This window comes from Flavobacterium ginsenosidimutans (genome assembly GCF_003254625.1).
In the GTDB taxonomy this organism is placed as follows: domain Bacteria; phylum Bacteroidota; class Bacteroidia; order Flavobacteriales; family Flavobacteriaceae; genus Flavobacterium; species Flavobacterium ginsenosidimutans.
In genome coordinates this window covers 298,965-315,955 of record NZ_QJRJ01000081.1, presented here as the reverse complement: position 1 = coordinate 315,955, position 16,991 = coordinate 298,965, and the positions used below count along the sequence as shown (strand labels likewise).

Below are 16,991 nucleotides of genomic sequence, written 5' to 3'. Positions count from 1 at the left end.
AAACCCGCTGACATCAGTATCAGCGGGCATTTGTTAAAATTATTTTTGTTCTGTTGAACTTATTTAAACTACGCTTTCGGATTCCATTTATTTAAAACTAAATCTCTATTGTATTTTTTAATATCCTCTTTCTTTAATTGATGAGACCAAGAAACCCTTTGGGAAATATCTTTAGCACTAGAACCTTTACTTCCAAATTCTGCATAATAAGCAGTTTTATCTTTATCAGGAAATCGAGAATCAAGCCAAGCATTCCAACCTTCGGGAATTATATGCGAACCTAAATCTGTATTAATAAAAACCGTTTGCGCGTAAGGTCTCCATGGTCTTCCCAAAAATACTTTATCAACCGATTTGTCTTTTGCAGTAAGTTTACAATCAACAAAAACAAAACCATAAGCCTGTCCTTGCGGAGTCGACGCAGCGGTTATGTATGAATTGGTTAAACTTTCAATCGTACATTTATAAAAATAAGCCGTCGCAGCACCAAAAATAAAATCGGTTGTACCATTTATAAAACAGTTTTCAAAATAAGTTCGCGTATTTCCTTCTGATAAATAAAGCGTATCCTGATTTCCTAAGATATTACAATTCTTCACCAAAACTCGGTCACTTTTAATATGAAGCGCCACCGCCTGTCCTACTCGTCCTGCTGTATTTTCTACAGTTAGATTTTCAAGCGTACAATCATTTCCTTTGATCATGAAAGAATACGAAGTTCCTGTTCCAAATTCTTTTTTACCCGACGGATCTGGTTCTCGAAGCGGTTTCCCTGAATAATCATCAAATGAAATAATAGTTTTATTTCTGTCTAAACCTTTTAAAGTAATAAAGGGTTTTGAAGCTGGAATTTCCAATTTCTCGACATACTTTCCTGGTTTTATAGTGATTACAACACGTTTCTCTGAATTATCTTTTACATTATTTACTGCTTCCTGAATGGTTTTAAAATCTCCAGAACCGTCTTGAGCAACGGTTAATGCTAATTTGTTATCGAGCGTTTGAGCTGATATTGCCAATGTCGTTATTAAAAATAGAGTTAGAATATATTTCATTTCTTTTTTTATTTATTCGTTTTGTTTTGTCATCTTGACGAAGGAAAGATCACACTAGAAACTCCGCATTGAATGTATCCAATCTTTGTCGATTCCCGAGTGTGATTCCTCGTTCCTCGGAATGACAAACTGAAGGTAAAAACTTTGTCAAAAGTTTACGACAATCATTTTAATGCGACATCCAAACCGTCATTTCGCCTTTTCCTTTATTTCCCCAAGCAAAATACGGAATCAATTTTACAGATACTGCCGTTGCATCCTTAGAAGAAAGCGGTTTGTACAAAGATTTATTCCATGAATTATTCGAATTTATAACAGCTTCTGCATCAATGCTTACTAAATTTCTATTATTCAAGGTAAAATTATTTGTTGCAAAATTCGATTTCAAATTCAAAGCCACATCATTTACACTTATTTTCGCAGGAAGCTGATCCGATTCTAAACAATACACCAGAGGTCCTCTTTTTACGGCTATCTGATTTTTAACTTCTTCAACCAACGGATTAGCTTCCATTAATTCAACAGGCATTGGAAGATTCAATTCGATCACATCTCCTTTTTTCCATTTTTGGTTTAATTGCAGATAAGTTCCAGAAATGATTTTATCAGTAATCTTTGCATTATTTACCGATACTTCCGCATTCTGACTCCAGCCCGGAATTCTTAAAAAGAAAGTCTGTAAATCTTTTGGTACTTTTACAATTTTCAAAGTTATTTTTCCGTCCCAAGGATAATTAGTTTGCTGTTCAATTTCAATTTCTTCTCCATTTAAAGATTTCGTTCTTAACTGATTACTTCCGTATAAATTTACATACAAACCTTCTTTCGAAATATTGTACGCATAATTTCCAACTTCGGCAATTGTTCTGGTTACGTTTGGCGCACAACAGTTTGATAATGCGATATAACCTTCACGTTCATTACCCCATCTTTGATGAAATGGCAAATCATTTGAAACATTCAGCGGATTATTGTAAAGGAATTTTTCTCCTTCTAAATCCATTCCCGAAAGCACACTATTGTATAATGCTAATTCAACAATGTCAGCATATTTGGCATCTCCTGTAATTTGAAGCATTCTCCAATTCCATAACACATTTCCAATATTAGCACAGGTTTCGGTATGAGCGGTTGCATTTGGCAATTGAAAAGGTCTTCCATACGCTTGATGGATTTTCTGAACCACAGTTGGATCATAAGACGTTCCGTCTGGCGAAACGCCGTCGTATAAAGAACCACAGCCACCAGTAATGTACATTTTGCGATACGTTACATCATCCCAAATTGATTCTAAATTATCTAGTAATTTCTTTTCCCCCGTTTCAGCATACAAATCGGCAACTCCGGCATAAAGATAATTTGCTCTTACAGCGTGCCCCATTGCAGTTGTTTGCTGTCTAAACGGAACTCTGTCTTGATTATCATCGGTTCCATCATTTGTAGTTCCGCGAATGTCAATTAAATTATTAGCTAATTCCAGATATTTCGGATTTTTAGTCGTTCTGTACATTTCGACAATTCCCATATAATGCGACGGACAAATAGCATTTCGAGCCAATTCTGGCGAAGCTTTTTTGTAAAAATCATACAAGAAATCGGCAACACCTTTTGCAATATTAAGGAAGTTTGTTTTTCCTGTGGCACGATAATGAATACAAGCCGCAGTCATTAAATGTCCCATATTGTATTTCTCAAAACCCAATTGTTTCTTTACTTCTTCTGGGCCTAAAGTCCCCCAGCGTTCATCGATTAAAACTGGAGTATGAATATAACCGTCTTTGCGCTGTACTTTGGCGAAAAGCGCAATGGCTTTATCCATTTCGACATCTAGTTTTTTATCTTTTGTTACGGCATAAGTTGCAGCCATTCCTTCAAAAATCTTGTAGAAATCGCCATCATGAAACGAAGGGCCTTTGAAAGTTCCTTTACTTAAACCTGCTGCGATTTCGAAGTTTTTATAAGCATGCGAAATTTCATCGTTATGATACAAATCCCACATATACGGAAGTGTGTTTTTGGTTTCTACATCAAATTGTTCTTTCCAGAATCCGTTTGTCCATTTTACATCTTGCAGGCCTACACTCTGCAGTTTCGAATATGGACTTTCTGAATTCGCAACCAAGCCTTTGTTCTGCGCAAAGATTACGGTTGAAAGAAATAAAGAGGATATGATGATGTTCTTTTTCATTTTGAATTTATTTTATCTGCCTGATCTGCTGAATCTACGAGAGCTTAATTTTTCACGCAGATCTTGCAGATTTTAGCAGATATTTATTGATTTCTATTCTTTAAAATTAAAATCTGCGCAGATCTGCCTAAATCAGCTAAAATCTGCGTGAAACTTTTCTAGTTTACGAAGAAATTAATCATTCTGCTCATTGAATCTCCGTCTGCATCTTTTACGGTTAGAACGAAAGAAGCGAATCCTTTTTCAACAGTTGTAAACTGAATTTCTTTTCCTTTTAAAACCACTTTTCCATTTTTAAGATCAGAGAAAGTATAAACTGGTTTGTTTTCATAACCCTTGAAATAATCTGCTGCACTTAAAGTCTTTTTATCTTTTAGATTGATAAAATAATGAGGCTGCGCTAACCAGTCTAAATAATTATCCAACTGTGTAAATCCGTCTCTGTCCGTATCTTGATTGGCATCTGAAAAATCTCCAACAGATGAATTTTCGTTTAAACCAAAAGCTTTTTCCCACCAATTTGGCAACCCGTCATGATCTGTATCCCAATCTGCCGGACGAGTTTCTGAAGCAAAATTTGGCCATCCGCCTGCATCTTGTTCGTTATCGATCATACCGCCTAAGCCACTTTTACTGCCTTTGTAAGTAAAAGTTCCTTTTAAAGTTTCCTCTATAATTCTGTTATCGTGTTTATCAAAAAACGGCTGATTGGCACCAACATCCGAAAGCACATTTTTATACGCCGCTTTCGCTGATTGTGTTTCTACATACGAAGGAAAAAATGGTTTGTCTACAAAAGTTTCATAATCTACTTTCTCGTTATGACTTATAGTCGATTTTCTGCCTTTATCCTGAGATTTCTCATCAAAATAACCTGGCATTATGTTTCCGTTAAAATAGTAACGCTGCATTCCTTTTCCGACACCTTCGTGTTGCGCGTTTAAGGCTACAAATATGGTAGTTGAAGCGCCCGGTTTGTAAAAGTTATTTACAAAATTCACTTCGTTTGCTCCTCCGTCAGTTGTTCTTCCTCCCCAGTTGTAAACCACATTGTTTGTGATATCCAATCTTCCTGTGTAATAACCGTCACCATTTAAGCCACCACCAATACTCCAGTTACGACCTTGATTATGTGCCAATAAATTATGGTGAAAACTTCCAATATCACCGCCAATCGTCGCGGCAAAACCGTGCATTTTTCCGGCAGGATATTTATCGTGTCCCGCAACGTTTAAAGCTTCTGAAATTAAAGTTCGTTGTAAAGTGATATGATGCGCACCACGCGAACTAAACGATTCATCAATTGTCCAGCTAATCGAACAGTGATCAATAATACTATAATCAGCGCCCGTTAATCCCATTCCGTCAAACGTTCTGCCTCCTCCAATACGAACTTTTAGAAATCTCATTACACCATCATTTCCAGTTAATCCAATGGGGGCTCTGCTAATCGTAATTCCTTCACCCGGAGCAGTTTGTCCAGCAATAGTAATATAGGGCTGATTTGCCACTAATCTCGATTCTAGTTTAATATTTCCCGAAACAGTAAAAACAATCGTTCTTGGTCCAATTTCCTGATTAATCGCATCGCGTAAACTTCCTGGTCCGTCGTCATTTAAATTCGTTACTTCAATTACTTTTCCACCACGTCCCCCAACTGCGTAACGTCCGTAACCTTCTGCTCCCGGAAATGCTAATTGTGCTGGTTTAAAAGACCATACATTTCCTTGAGTAACTTCACCTTTATTATCCAATTCATCTACTCTCCAATAATAAGTGGTACCGCTGTATAAATCTGAAACTGCAAAATTTTTATCAATCAGTTTTCCTTTGAATTCTTTTGAAGATTCTGTTGCATTTTCTACAGCATTTTTGTCTTCGCCAAAATACAAATTATGCGCTGCAACACTATTTGGAGCATCCCATTTTAGGATCAAATTTTTATTTACTTCAACGTGTTCGTCTCTGTTTTTTGGTTCTGGGGTACGCGCCTGATTCATCAAGTTTGGCGTATCAATTTCAAAACCATTAATTACAATTTGTTTTACAATATCAGGATTATTTGTTGAGTCAATTTCAAAACGAACAATTACATCTTTGCCTTTTTCGGCAGTAAAAGTAATATATGCCATTGCCGCATCTACTTTTGAATTCGCTCTCTGACTGGCATTTACCGTTTCCTGAAGTTTTCCGTTTACGTAGATTTTGATTGGAGAAAAAGTTTTTCCAGTAATGACATCAAAAGCATTATGAAAAGTCAAAAGTGTATGTTTTCCTGCTTTCAATCCGCTGATTTTCAATTCTAAATTTTCAGCTGTAACCAAACCGTCACTTCCCAATTTGTTATAATGTGGAGCACTCATCCCAACTTTATACCATTTTGAAGTAAAGTTTCCTTTTAACTTAAAAGACACATTATTAAATGATTTCTCTTCTTCTTTTCCTTCGTTAATCACCCACGAATCGTAACTTGGGTCATGAACTTCTTCCAATCTTCTTTGAAAAAAATCAAAGTCGACTTTAACAATTTGTTTATCAGTATTTTGAACTGATTGTGCTTGTCCGTTTGTGGTCAAAAGCATGGACAAAACAGCACCACTTATTAATTTCTTTATCATTTTGATTGGCAATAGTTAGTTTAATTTCGTTTTCTCTGCTTCGGATTTTCCTAACAGATTTATAATGTCCTTTTCTCTTTCTTTTGGAATTACTTTTAAAACCTTCAATTCTCCATTCACGAGTTCGGCTTCAATTGTAGTATTTTGTTTGGCATGTAATTTAAAATGAACGTTCCATTCTTTTGGCCAGGCTGGAAAAACATAGATTTTTTCGCCTGCTTCCTGCAAAAGCATTTCCTGCATACCAATCATTCCCGATCCGCCCCAATTATGATCTGGAACCCAGTCAAATCCCGGTCCCCAAAAAGCTGGAAAACGTCTTTCTGAATTCGCCATTTTTAGCGTATTATATTTTGCCGCTTCTTCGGTTAAACCCAAACGAGCCGAAAAAATATTATCCTGTTTCCAACCAATATGACTTCTGAATTTTAAAGCATCAGAATCGTATTTCCAAGTATTTAAAGCGGTTTCTAAATCAGGTTTTCCAATGCCGTAAATTCTCCACGGATAAACGGGATACAATTGCGGGACTTCAGAATTATTAACTCTTTCCCATGTTTTGGCAGGAAGTAAAACTTTATGATTTTCGATTTGTCCAAAATTCAAAGGCGGAATTCTAGTTTGAAATGCTTTTAAATATTCAACGTCTTCTTTTGACAATTGATTTCCTGAAAGGTTTAAAAGATTTTCTGTAATAATTTGTAAAGCTGAAATCGTGCTATTCGAATTATTGGTCATTTTATAAGTTTCAGCAGCTGAACCTGGAAAAAGAACTAATTTTCCGTTTCCATCCAATGCTTTTCTTCCTCTTTGTTTGGCTAAATATTGATAATGTTCATCAAAAAAACGAAGACAGCTAATTATGAATTGATTGTATTTTTGAATGTCTTCTCCAGCATATTCTTTCTGTTGCAACATCATCTGGCAAAACTCCAAAACCGTATCCCATTCGTATTCGAGCCAAGCATTGTATTCCATTCCCGGATCGTAATCTGCGGGACGTTTCCATTCGTATTCTGCTGGATTTGGGAGTCCAAAATTTTCTAATTGTTCGGTGAATGAAGCGCCGTTATGTTTCCAATAGACTTTACTACGCAACTCAGCATTTTTTTGCAAATCGAGATAAAAACTCAACTGCGATTTCATCATATCAAAATCACCGCTTTTTACCATCGGAAAATAAACTAATCGCTGATTTTGAGCTGTCATGGTTCCTCCTCCCCAATTTCTGAAATCGGGAGTAAAATCTAAATCCTTATTAGTGTAAACAGGATCAACGGTAAAAAGTCCGCCGTTGAATTTGGTTGGATATTTTCCATACGCATTGCATCCCAGCATGTATCTGAACAACTGATAATTCTGTCCGATTTGATAAACCGAATCTTTCGCAGTCGATTGATTCTTTTGTGTAAAAATAAAACTGCGGCTCCAGAAATCATTCCACCATTTTTGAGTGTTTTTTTCCGCTTGTTTTGCTGTGTTTTTATTGGATGAAATCAAACTTTTTAATCCATTATCCCAAGTAGAAAAATCAGATTGACTGGTGTTTAAATAAATTTCTAATGAATGTTTTTTCGAAGGTTTTATACTCGTTAAACTAAAACCTTTAAAATCGGTTGACTGGTATTTTCCTAAATATGTTCCATCAGGTTTTAAATTATCGCCTTTCATAAATCCGCCAAAAGTTAAATTGGAAATCGGGTTCATCATTTGGTCTTTAACCGATTCCATTTTCTGTTGTTTAACCGCTACATCAAAAACAGTATTTTCTCTATTTTTATGATAAAATTTGACACCGTTATTTTCAAAAGCAATTGAATCTTTAAAATTGACAAGATCTCCCTGAGGTGCCCATTTATAAGAATTGGCGTTGTTTTCTTTTCCTTTTGAAATACGGTTTTTATGACGCCAGCTTTCATAAGACGCTGTCATTTTCAACGGATTTTTACTTTCTAAATCAACATGAATTATTGGTTTAAAAACATCCACCCAGAGTTTGATTTTAGTATCATTCTGTCCAACTAAAATATAACCGTCTTTTAATTTTAATTCCTGATGAAAACCTTCTTTTCCTTCAAAGGGATTCGGACTTAAAGTCACTTTTACACGTCCTAATTTCAATAAAGTATTATGTTCGTCGAAAGTTCCGCTTCGTGAAAAATAAAAATACAAATCTCCTTTTTCCACCCAAACATTCATACCAATATCACCGCCTCCCAAAGGCATCGATTCTGATGAATTATTGCTTTGCGTTGACCAAATTTGATTATAATTATCGAGCGCAGGGATTTGCGCTTTAAGGCAAAGCGTGGTGAAGAGAAGTAGTAATAGTATATTATTTTTCATTTTTTTTCTTTCCTGCAAGGTTTTTAAAACCTTGTAGGTATATTTTTTTATTTTCTCTCGCAGATTTATTCTCATTTCTTGTCATTTCGACGAAGGAGAAATCTTCGCAAGTAACTCCGCAACAATAGTCGCCAATCTTTGTCGAGCTTCTCGTGGAGATTTCTCCTTCGTCGAAATGACAAACTAGTCGTTAAACTCGTCATTAATCATTTACAATTCACAATTCATAATTACCATTCGTCTGTTCTAAATGACGAAACTGGCAAACCGCCTGCACTAAACAATTCCGCTTTGGCGAAATCTTTCCATAAATAGCGAACCGCAACTGGATTCTTTACTTTATCTGACGTTAAAACCACTGATTTTCTTCTCACAACCGTTTTTGCTGGATAGAAAACTTTATCTGCTCCCGCTATTTCAAAACCTAAAACCTCTTTGTCATAAGAAGTAATTCCGTTAGCAACATCATCAAAAGAAACCGTTACGGCACCATCTTTTATCTCCATCGATTTGTATTTCGGACTTTCGAATTCGAAACCTTCAATTCCATACGTTCTTCCCAAAGCTTGAAAAGCCAAACGGTTTCCGCCTTTTTCTTTATCCATTGGATGAATGTTGTTTTCTTCTCCAACATCCATTAAAACTGCCATTGCTGAGTTTGGAATTTCCTTTGAAGCCTTAAACTGCGCTTCTCTCAAATAAGCCGAATTGTATTTTTCTAAATAATCTTTTGGATGAAATGAAGCATAATTAAATGGCGCAATCTGAGCAAAATAAAAAGGAAAATCGCCCTGATTCCATAGCGTTCTCCAACTGCTGACCATTTTCTTCATTAAAGCGGTATATTCAGAAGCTCTTTCATAATTTGATTCTCCCTGATACCAGATACAGCCTTTGATTCCGTAACCAATTACAGGCGAAAGCATTCCGTTAAACAAAGTCGTTGGCACACGATTTGGATCTTTTGCTAATTCTTCTTTTGTAGTCGGAATTTTAGCGCTCGCAAAATCTTTCAGCATTTCCTGATTCATCCACGCTTCCATGCTCGAACCTCCGTATGAAACATGAATTAATCCCACCGGAACATTTAAAACTTCCTGTAAAAGCGAACCAAAATACCAAGCCGTTGCACTAAAATTTGAAGTCGATTTTGGAGAAGCTTCCTCCCATTTTCCTTCAAAATCTTGCAATGGTTCTAAAACTGTCGCTCTTGGAACTGTAATCAAACGGATATTTTTATTGGTTGATCTTACGATGATTTCGTTTCCGTTTTTAACAGGCTGACCTTGAAATCCTTTCAACGGCATTTCCATATTGGATTGTCCAGAGCAAAGCCAAACTTCGCCCAACAAAATATTTTTGATGGTTACTTTTTCGTTTCCTTCAGAAACTTCAATCGTATATGGGCCTCCAAAAGAAGAAGTCTGTAATTCTGATTTCCATTTTCCTGAAGCGTCTGCTTTTACTTTGTAAATTTTAGAATCCCACGAAGTTTTGATTACAATGTTAGCGTTCTTTTCTGCCCAGCCCCAAATTGGTGCGTTAGATTTTTGCTGTAGCATCATGTTATCAGAGAACAATGCTGGCAATTTGATTTTGGCATTGATTTGAAAGCTCGCTAAAACTGTTAATAATGCAATAATTAATTTTTTCATTTTTTATTTATTTTTTTGCCACAGATTAGAGCATTAAAAAGGATTATTAGTTTTAGTTATGTCAGGCTGAGCGAAGTCGAAGCCCGATTCCAATTGAAGCGCCCTTCGACTTCGCTCAGAGTGATAATCCAAATAATCCTTTAATCTGTGGCTAACTTTTATTTTTCTTTTACAATAATTACCGGCCCTAACAATCCCGCTTTCAACAACGTTTCTCCTTCTAATCGAAATGGTGCTGTTGTCCATGTCAATCTCTCTTCTTTTGGCAGTTTTTGATCGCCGATTAATCTATTTGCCCACGTATTTGTCACTTTAATTTCTATCGAATTTTTTCCTTTTTGCAAAGCTTTTGAAATATCAGTTTTGAAAGGGAAAGTCCAAAGCGTTCCACAATCTCTTTCGTTGATTTTAATCTCGGCAATATTGGCAATTTCTCCTAAATCCAACCAGATTTTATTAGTATCTTTTCCTTTCCAGATGAACTCTTTTTTATAAACCACAGTTCCTGAATAATACTTAATCTGATCATTTTCAGAAGTGCTCCAGTCAAAAAGTTTCTTTGTTTTTACGACTTCTTTCGGACCTTTAAATTTCGGATCAAACTGTAATTCCCAGTTTTCATCTAAAGTCTGAACGGTTTCAAATTCAGAAGATTTTCCTTTTGCTAAAACTTCTTTGGTTTCCTCTTTAAAAATCACAAAACCAGATTCGTCGGCATCAAATGTTATCGAAACAATTGTTCTTCCGTTTTCTATTTTCCAATTGGCTAAAGCCGAAATTTTATCAGTTACGGGATTGTACCATTGCGGTACTTTTCCTGTAATCCTGAAAGAAGCTTCAAAAGAACGCTTTTCCTCTTTTTGATTCGAAATAAAATAAACATCTTCCGTCTCCGATTTACGATGCGCCCAAGCTAATGTTTCTGAATCAGATCTATTTAAATTTGGAAAATAAACATCTTGAGCAATTCCGATAGAAGTAAAATCATTTCCTAAATATGGCAGTTTTACAACCGTACCTTTTCCGATTTTCCATGAAGATGAGTTGGCGTTATTCCAGATTTCATCAATTATAATCTGCCATTTCTTTCGATCGGCTTCTGATTGAATTCCTGGCTGAATATTTGGTTTTTCATCCACAAAAATGGTTGCACCGTCTTTTAGCAACTGCAGGATTTTTTCGGCGGAAGCCAAAGATAAAATCTTATTCGGTGCCATTTTATGACTTCCCGGAAAAAGTAAAGCACCGTATTCGATTCCACCTTCAAAAGTTACTTTTCCATTTACCACTTTCGCTCTTTTGATTAAAACATCAGCATTGAATGAATCATATTGATAACCATTTAACGGATTAATCCACTGTGATAAATCGGTGATATTTTTAGAATAAGTAACTTCTTTTGGCATTTTAGCCGTTGGCTGACCTTCATTTTCTAAACGGATTTTCTCGCTTTCGAGTCTTACTTTTCCAAACACATTCGGAATAAATGGCACCAAACGATCCGGCGCAAAAGAACGTGAAGGAAAATCTTCGCCAATAAAAACCGCTAAATCAATTACAGGTTTCCCTTTTTGCAATTGAAACTGTACTCTTTGACAATAATCAAACCACGCTTTTCCGGGTTTCCACCACGTTTGGTCTCTTTGGAAAAAAGTTCCGATATCATCTAAAGTCATTCCCGGTTTTCTGTCTGTCCATGGATTATGTACAAAAACGTGATAGAATAAACGGTTGATTCCTAAAGCATAATTTCGGTCTGCCGTCGTTTTTAAGTTTCCGGGATGTTCGTCCCAATCCATACGCAGAGCCGTAAAAGATTCTGCCTGAATAATATCATTTCCGTAAATATGTCCGCCCGAAATAGCATCGACCATATCAAAAGGTTTGTCGTGGGTTGGGCTTTTCAGCCAAAATTCGCCACCTGGATAATCGACATATTTATAATGCAGCAAAGCATCACTCATCATTGTTGGTGCGACATTTTCAGAACTTAACTTAACGTTGTATTCTTTTGCAATTTGAGCGACAGTTCCGTAAAAATTATCGGCTACTAAATCGGCAATTGTTTTGCGAACATCGTATAAAACTTTCTCTGAAAAATCGGCATTTTCTATCGGAATTCCCGCCATAACTGGAAGATAATCTACAAGATCGTAACCACGTCTCTTTTTAAATTCAGCCTGAAAAACCGAAGACCAGTTTTGGCTTCCGCATTCCCAACTGTCAAAATGCAGAATTTCTAAAACTTTTGAAGCCAGTTCTGGACTAGCTGAACGAACAGCTTCTCCGAACCAATGATCCAATTGAAAACGAATTAATTCTGGATTAAATTTATCTACTTCCAGTCCTTTTCCTGCTCCGCCAGTTGCATTTTCATGTCCTGTCGAAGTATGTCCCATTCGAATAATTTTCCATTTTCCTTTTGGCGCTTTCCAGTTCAAATTTCCATCGGCATCAACAAAATTCGAAATATTGATAATTTCTGATTTTTTAAATGCATCAGAATTTGGAATTTCTTTTTCTGTAGTTTGAGGAGTCAAACGCCAAATTGCTCCTGATTTTCCTTCGTAATTATTAATCAAAGACTGATTCGAAAGGGTTATTTTACTCACTTTCAGATTCTGTTTCCATTTGGCAAAATCCAAATCTTCTGCTCCAGGTTCTGTTCCCTTTGGATCATAAACAAATCTGAAATATTTTGCTTTTACGGGCGTAATAGTATGTGTATTCGGGAAATCCATATCCTGCCAACCGTGACGTGGTGCGATCATTCTTTCGTGGAATCTGAAATTGATTCCGTCATCGCTCACTTCCACAATCAGACGTTGTGCTTGAAAATCTCTTCCTTTGGTTTCTATTACAATAGATTTGCAGGTAAAAGGCTGTGCAAATTCGTACTGAATCCAGCCTGCATCGGCAAACTTGAAGTTTTCGTCTTTTTTAGGATCAGCCAAAAAAGATGCATCTGTGTTGTTTGATGTCGTTACTTTTGGCAGTTGTATCTGCGAAGTAATTTGATATTCTTTTATCGGAATCGCAAAAGTTGCAATGTCTTTATAATAATCTTTATAATGTTCTGGAACTGGCAATTTTAGCGCTATTTTCTTTGCTCCTAAAATTTCAGTTGTTGACCAAACTATTTTCTGCATTGACATTTCTGGAGTAATCCACGGACCTCCTGCAACGGCAAATCCGTCAGCCCCATGAAAAGCCAGTTTTAAGCCTAAACGATCTGCCTCTTTAAAAGCCCAATGAATCATATCCCAAAATTCTGGCGTCAACTGTAAAACCGGCGGATCTATCAATGGCAGATTTGCCGGCCCTTTAATAGTCATTAAATAAGCGCCTGCAATTCCGGCTTGTTTCATGGCTTCTAAATCGGCTGTAATTCCGGGTTTAGAATACGCCGATTTCATCCAATACCAATATACCCAAGGTCTTGAGGATTCTAATGTTGGTTGAAAAGATTCTTTTTTATGGATTTCCTGTGCAGAGACGAAACTCGCCAAAAGAAGGATAAAAAAGAGGTGTTTTTTTTGAAACATTATTCTTTGTTTTATTTCGTTTGTAAACCCGACAAGTTTTTGAAACCTGTCGGGTTTGATATATGGCATTTTTTTTGTCATTTCGACTGAAAGGAGAAATCACACTCGAAACTCCACAACGTACTTCTCCAATCTTTGTCGACATACGCGTGTGATTTCTCCTTTCAGTCGAAATGACAAACTATGCCTTTTAATTTTTAATTCTTAATTTTTAATTATAAATTACTAATATTTAAACTTCTTCAAACTATTTTCTAATTCAGTTTTTGAACCGTCAAAAGGCTTTAAATAAAAACTATATTGATAATTTCCAGACTTAATCTGATATTGTTCTAATGGCTGTGCAACAATCGTCCAGCTGTCGTTTCCTCCCACTCCCATCTGGATTAAATCGATGTTTACTGTTAAAAATCCTGGATCTTTCAAATCATATGTATGACCTGCTGAACTTAAGTTTTCTTGCGTGTATGGCCATGCGCTCATGCTTAAAACTTTTGAATCGTTTACTACTAAAAATCCTTTGTTTTTCTGCGGAGTACTTAATGCCATCCATCTTACATCACATCTGTTTCCGTTTTCTTGTGGTTTTGGATAATGTTCGATAAAGTCATTTATTGGAAGCGAATACTTCCCAACAAAAGAACCAAAACTTCTATCGCTGTAATTTTCTAATTCTCCTTTTCCGTACCATGAAATCTGATCGAATTTTCTTTGAACTCCCATCTGCATCCCGATTTTTGGAATGTTTGGCAATTTGTCTGATGCTTTTAAACTGTAATCTACTTTTATTAATCCGTTTGGCAAAATGTTGTAAACCACATTTACGTTGGCACTGTCTTTTATCACTTCATAATTACTTGTGATTTTAATTGTTGAAGCCGATTTATCAATTGCAATGTTGACCAATTTTGGTTTTGCTTTGTACCATTGTTTCAATAGTTTTTGAGATTTCCATCCGCGTTTGTCGTTGTCTGTAAGCGGTCTTACGAAGTTTGGCAATAACGGTGCAAAAACTTGTTCTTCTCCGTTAAAAATATAAGAACTTAAAGCTCCGTTTGTTTTTCCAATCGTAATATCAAAAGTTTTTCCTTTGATTTTAAAATCAGAATCTGATTCAGAAACGTTCAGCGTTTCTTTTTTAGATTCTGGAGAAACGGCTTCTTTCTTTTTCAGCAGAAACTGATCTTCCGCGACAGCGTAACCTTTTGAAGCCCAAAGTTCCTCTTTTGAAAGCTGGAATTCTATAGTTAAAATATATTCGGCATCCGCTTTCATTTTTGGAAGATAAGAACTGATGTCTAAAGTTGTTGATTGTCCTGCTTCTACTTTTAATGGTTTTAAAATCTGAGTTTTGATTATGTTTCCGTTTTCCAAAACTTTTAAAACCGGAATATAACCTTCTAAAGACTTAACGGCCTGACGATTTTTGATCTCTAATTGATTTCCGTTTAAAGTCGAAATCGCTGGTTGATACACCCATTTATTCTCAAAAATAGAACCTTTTGGTTTTCCGTTAGAATCTACAATTCCTTTTGTATTGAAGTTTCCGTCGTGGTATTTTTCTCCAAAATCTCCTCCGTGAGCAAAATAATTCTGACCAGATCTGGAATCAAATTTCACGATTCCCTGATCTTTAAATTCCCAGATACAGCCTCCAATCACTCTTGGAAGCGAACGGAATTCATCCCATAATTCTTTTAAATTTCCAACTGAATTCCCCATCGCATGAGAATATTCCACAAAAATAATTGGTCGTGTATCTTTCTTTTGATCTACTAAAAATTTAGGTGTGAAAACGCCCGGATAAAAACGGCTAACCATATCAACATACGAATCATCCTGCGGATTTTCGAATCGATAAGCATGATCAATTGTTTTTGGATATCCCGGATCAAGCGGATCAATATATCCGTCTAATTTGGCATTTCCTTGCGCTGGTTCGTAATGAACTGGACGTGTAATATCGAAATCATGAACCCAGCCTGACATTGCCGAATGATTTGGCCCTTTTCCTCCTTCGTTTCCTAAACTCCACATTACAACCGATGGATGGTTCTTATCTCTTTCGACCATTCGAATCATTCGTTCCATATAAGCATTTGTCCAAAGCGGATCGTTGCTTAATTTTCCGCCAATTCCGTGAGTTTCTTGATTCGCTTCATCCATTACCATGATTCCGTATTGATCGCATAATTCGTAGAAATACGGATCGTTTGGATAATGGCTCGTACGTATAAAGTTGAAATTGAACTTTTTAATCGTGGTAATATCTTGCTTGATGTCTTCTCTCGTAACCGCTTTTCCTCTTGTTGGATGATGATCGTGACGGTTTACGCCATAAACGTAGGTTTCTTTTCCGTTGATGAGCATTTTGCCATTCTCTTTCGAAAATTCAATCGAACGGAAACCCACTTTACAGCTTTTGGCTTCGGTAACATTTCCGTTTTTATCTTTTATCGAAATGACCATCGTGTATAAATTCGGCTCTTCTGAACTCCATTTTTTAGGATTTTTGATGGTTTCTTGGAAGAATCCAAAACGGACATTATCCAGTCGTGGATAACTTTCATTGATTAAATCAATTACAGGTCTTTGAAGCGGTTCTTTGAAGATTGCTACATTATTAGCATCATACAATTGAACATTCATCGTATAATCTTTGATTTTTTCTCCTGTCAAATTCTCTACTTTCGGTCGCAGTTTAAAAATCGCATCTGTATATTGTTTGTCTAATTTGGTTTGAACAAAGAAATCCTGAATACGCAATTTCGGCTCGGCCATAATAAAAACTTCACGCTGGATTCCGCTCATGCGCCAGTGATCCTGATCTTCTAAATAAGAACCATCTGTCCAACGAATTACACGAACAGAAACTACATTTTCTCCCGCTTTTAAATAAGGTGTAATATCAAATTCTGATGGCAGAAAACTGTCTTCGCCATAACCTAAAAATTCCCCGTTTAGCCAAACTTCAAAACCTGAACTTACGGCTCCGAAATGTAAAGTCACGGTCATATCTTTCCAATTTTCAGGAACGGTAAAACTGCGTTGGTAAGAACCAACTCCATTATAATCTTTAGGAATATAAGGCGGATTTATTGGTCGAAACGGATAAACGGCACTTTTGTAAATTGGATTATCATAACCTTTCATTTCCCAATTTGATGGTACTTCGATTTTATCCCAGCCAGATACTTTATTTCGGTAAAAATCCTTTGAAGCTTCTTTCTGATTTACAGCATATTTAAAATCCCAATCGCCATTTAACATTTGGATTCTGCTTTTGGTTCTGTCGCCTTTTAAAGCGTCTTCAACAGAAGCATAAGAATAAGCAGTTGCTCTTGACGGTTGTCTGTTGATGCTTGTTATTGTTGGATCTTCCCACGGAGCAAACTGGTACTTTTTATGTAATTCAGGAACTCCCGCAGGTTCTCCTGTTACGGATTGGGCGTGAGTTGTGTAAGATGTTAGAAATAAAATGAAAAATGTGAATACCGATTTTGGTATCGAAAATCGAAACCTTGAAAAGTTATTTATTTGAAATGGTTTGGACATTAATTCTATATTTTTTTTTATTCGTTTTT

Annotated in this window: 7 protein-coding genes; all 7 read right to left on the bottom strand. The window is 36.2% G+C overall.

Going from position 1 to position 16,991, the window contains the following annotated elements:
- Positions 1 to 68: 68 nt before the first annotated feature.
- Entirely contained in the window at positions 69 to 1,055 is a 987-nt protein-coding gene (locus tag DM444_RS19500) for a pectinesterase family protein (RefSeq protein ID WP_111289743.1), read from the bottom strand.
- A gap of 169 nt (positions 1,056 to 1,224) precedes the next feature.
- A complete protein-coding gene (locus DM444_RS19495; protein WP_111289741.1) occupies positions 1,225 to 3,243 on the bottom strand; it encodes an aceric acid hydrolase in 2,019 nt (672 codons plus the stop codon).
- A 158-nt stretch (positions 3,244 to 3,401) separates the two neighbouring features.
- Positions 3,402 to 5,861 (bottom strand): pectate lyase family protein, encoded by a 2,460-nt coding sequence (locus DM444_RS19490; RefSeq protein WP_111289739.1) that lies wholly within the window; start codon positions 5,859 to 5,861, stop codon positions 3,402 to 3,404.
- 15 nt (positions 5,862 to 5,876) lie between these two features.
- On the bottom strand, positions 5,877 to 8,207 hold the full coding sequence (locus tag DM444_RS19485; RefSeq protein ID WP_111289737.1) for a DUF5703 domain-containing protein: 2,331 nt from the start codon (positions 8,205 to 8,207) through the stop codon (positions 5,877 to 5,879).
- A gap of 230 nt (positions 8,208 to 8,437) precedes the next feature.
- A complete protein-coding gene (locus DM444_RS19480; RefSeq protein WP_111289735.1) occupies positions 8,438 to 9,862 on the bottom strand; it encodes a sialate O-acetylesterase in 1,425 nt (474 codons plus the stop codon).
- A 158-nt stretch (positions 9,863 to 10,020) separates the two neighbouring features.
- Positions 10,021 to 13,407, bottom strand: a complete 3,387-nt coding sequence (locus DM444_RS19475; RefSeq protein ID WP_111289733.1) for a glycosyl hydrolase — start codon at positions 13,405 to 13,407, stop codon at positions 10,021 to 10,023.
- A 225-nt stretch (positions 13,408 to 13,632) separates the two neighbouring features.
- Entirely contained in the window at positions 13,633 to 16,962 is a 3,330-nt protein-coding gene (locus DM444_RS19470; protein ID WP_111290143.1) for a glycoside hydrolase family 2 TIM barrel-domain containing protein, read from the bottom strand.
- Between the last annotated feature and the right edge of the window lie 29 nt (positions 16,963 to 16,991).

Bases quoted from the DNA above. Each gene is read 5' to 3' on its own strand.
- DM444_RS19495 (WP_111289741.1), bottom strand. From the start codon at position 3,243: ATGAAAAAGAACATCATCATATCCTCTTTATTTCTTTCAACCGTAATC.
- DM444_RS19485 (WP_111289737.1), bottom strand. From the start codon at position 8,207: ATGAAAAATAATATACTATTACTACTTCTCTTCACCACGCTTTGCCTT.
- DM444_RS19490 (WP_111289739.1), bottom strand. From the start codon at position 5,861: ATGATAAAGAAATTAATAAGTGGTGCTGTTTTGTCCATGCTTTTGACC.
- DM444_RS19475 (WP_111289733.1), bottom strand. From the start codon at position 13,407: ATGTTTCAAAAAAAACACCTCTTTTTTATCCTTCTTTTGGCGAGTTTC.
- DM444_RS19500 (WP_111289743.1), bottom strand. From the start codon at position 1,055: ATGAAATATATTCTAACTCTATTTTTAATAACGACATTGGCAATATCA.
- DM444_RS19480 (WP_111289735.1), bottom strand. From the start codon at position 9,862: ATGAAAAAATTAATTATTGCATTATTAACAGTTTTAGCGAGCTTTCAA.
- DM444_RS19470 (WP_111290143.1), bottom strand. From the start codon at position 16,962: ATGTCCAAACCATTTCAAATAAATAACTTTTCAAGGTTTCGATTTTCG.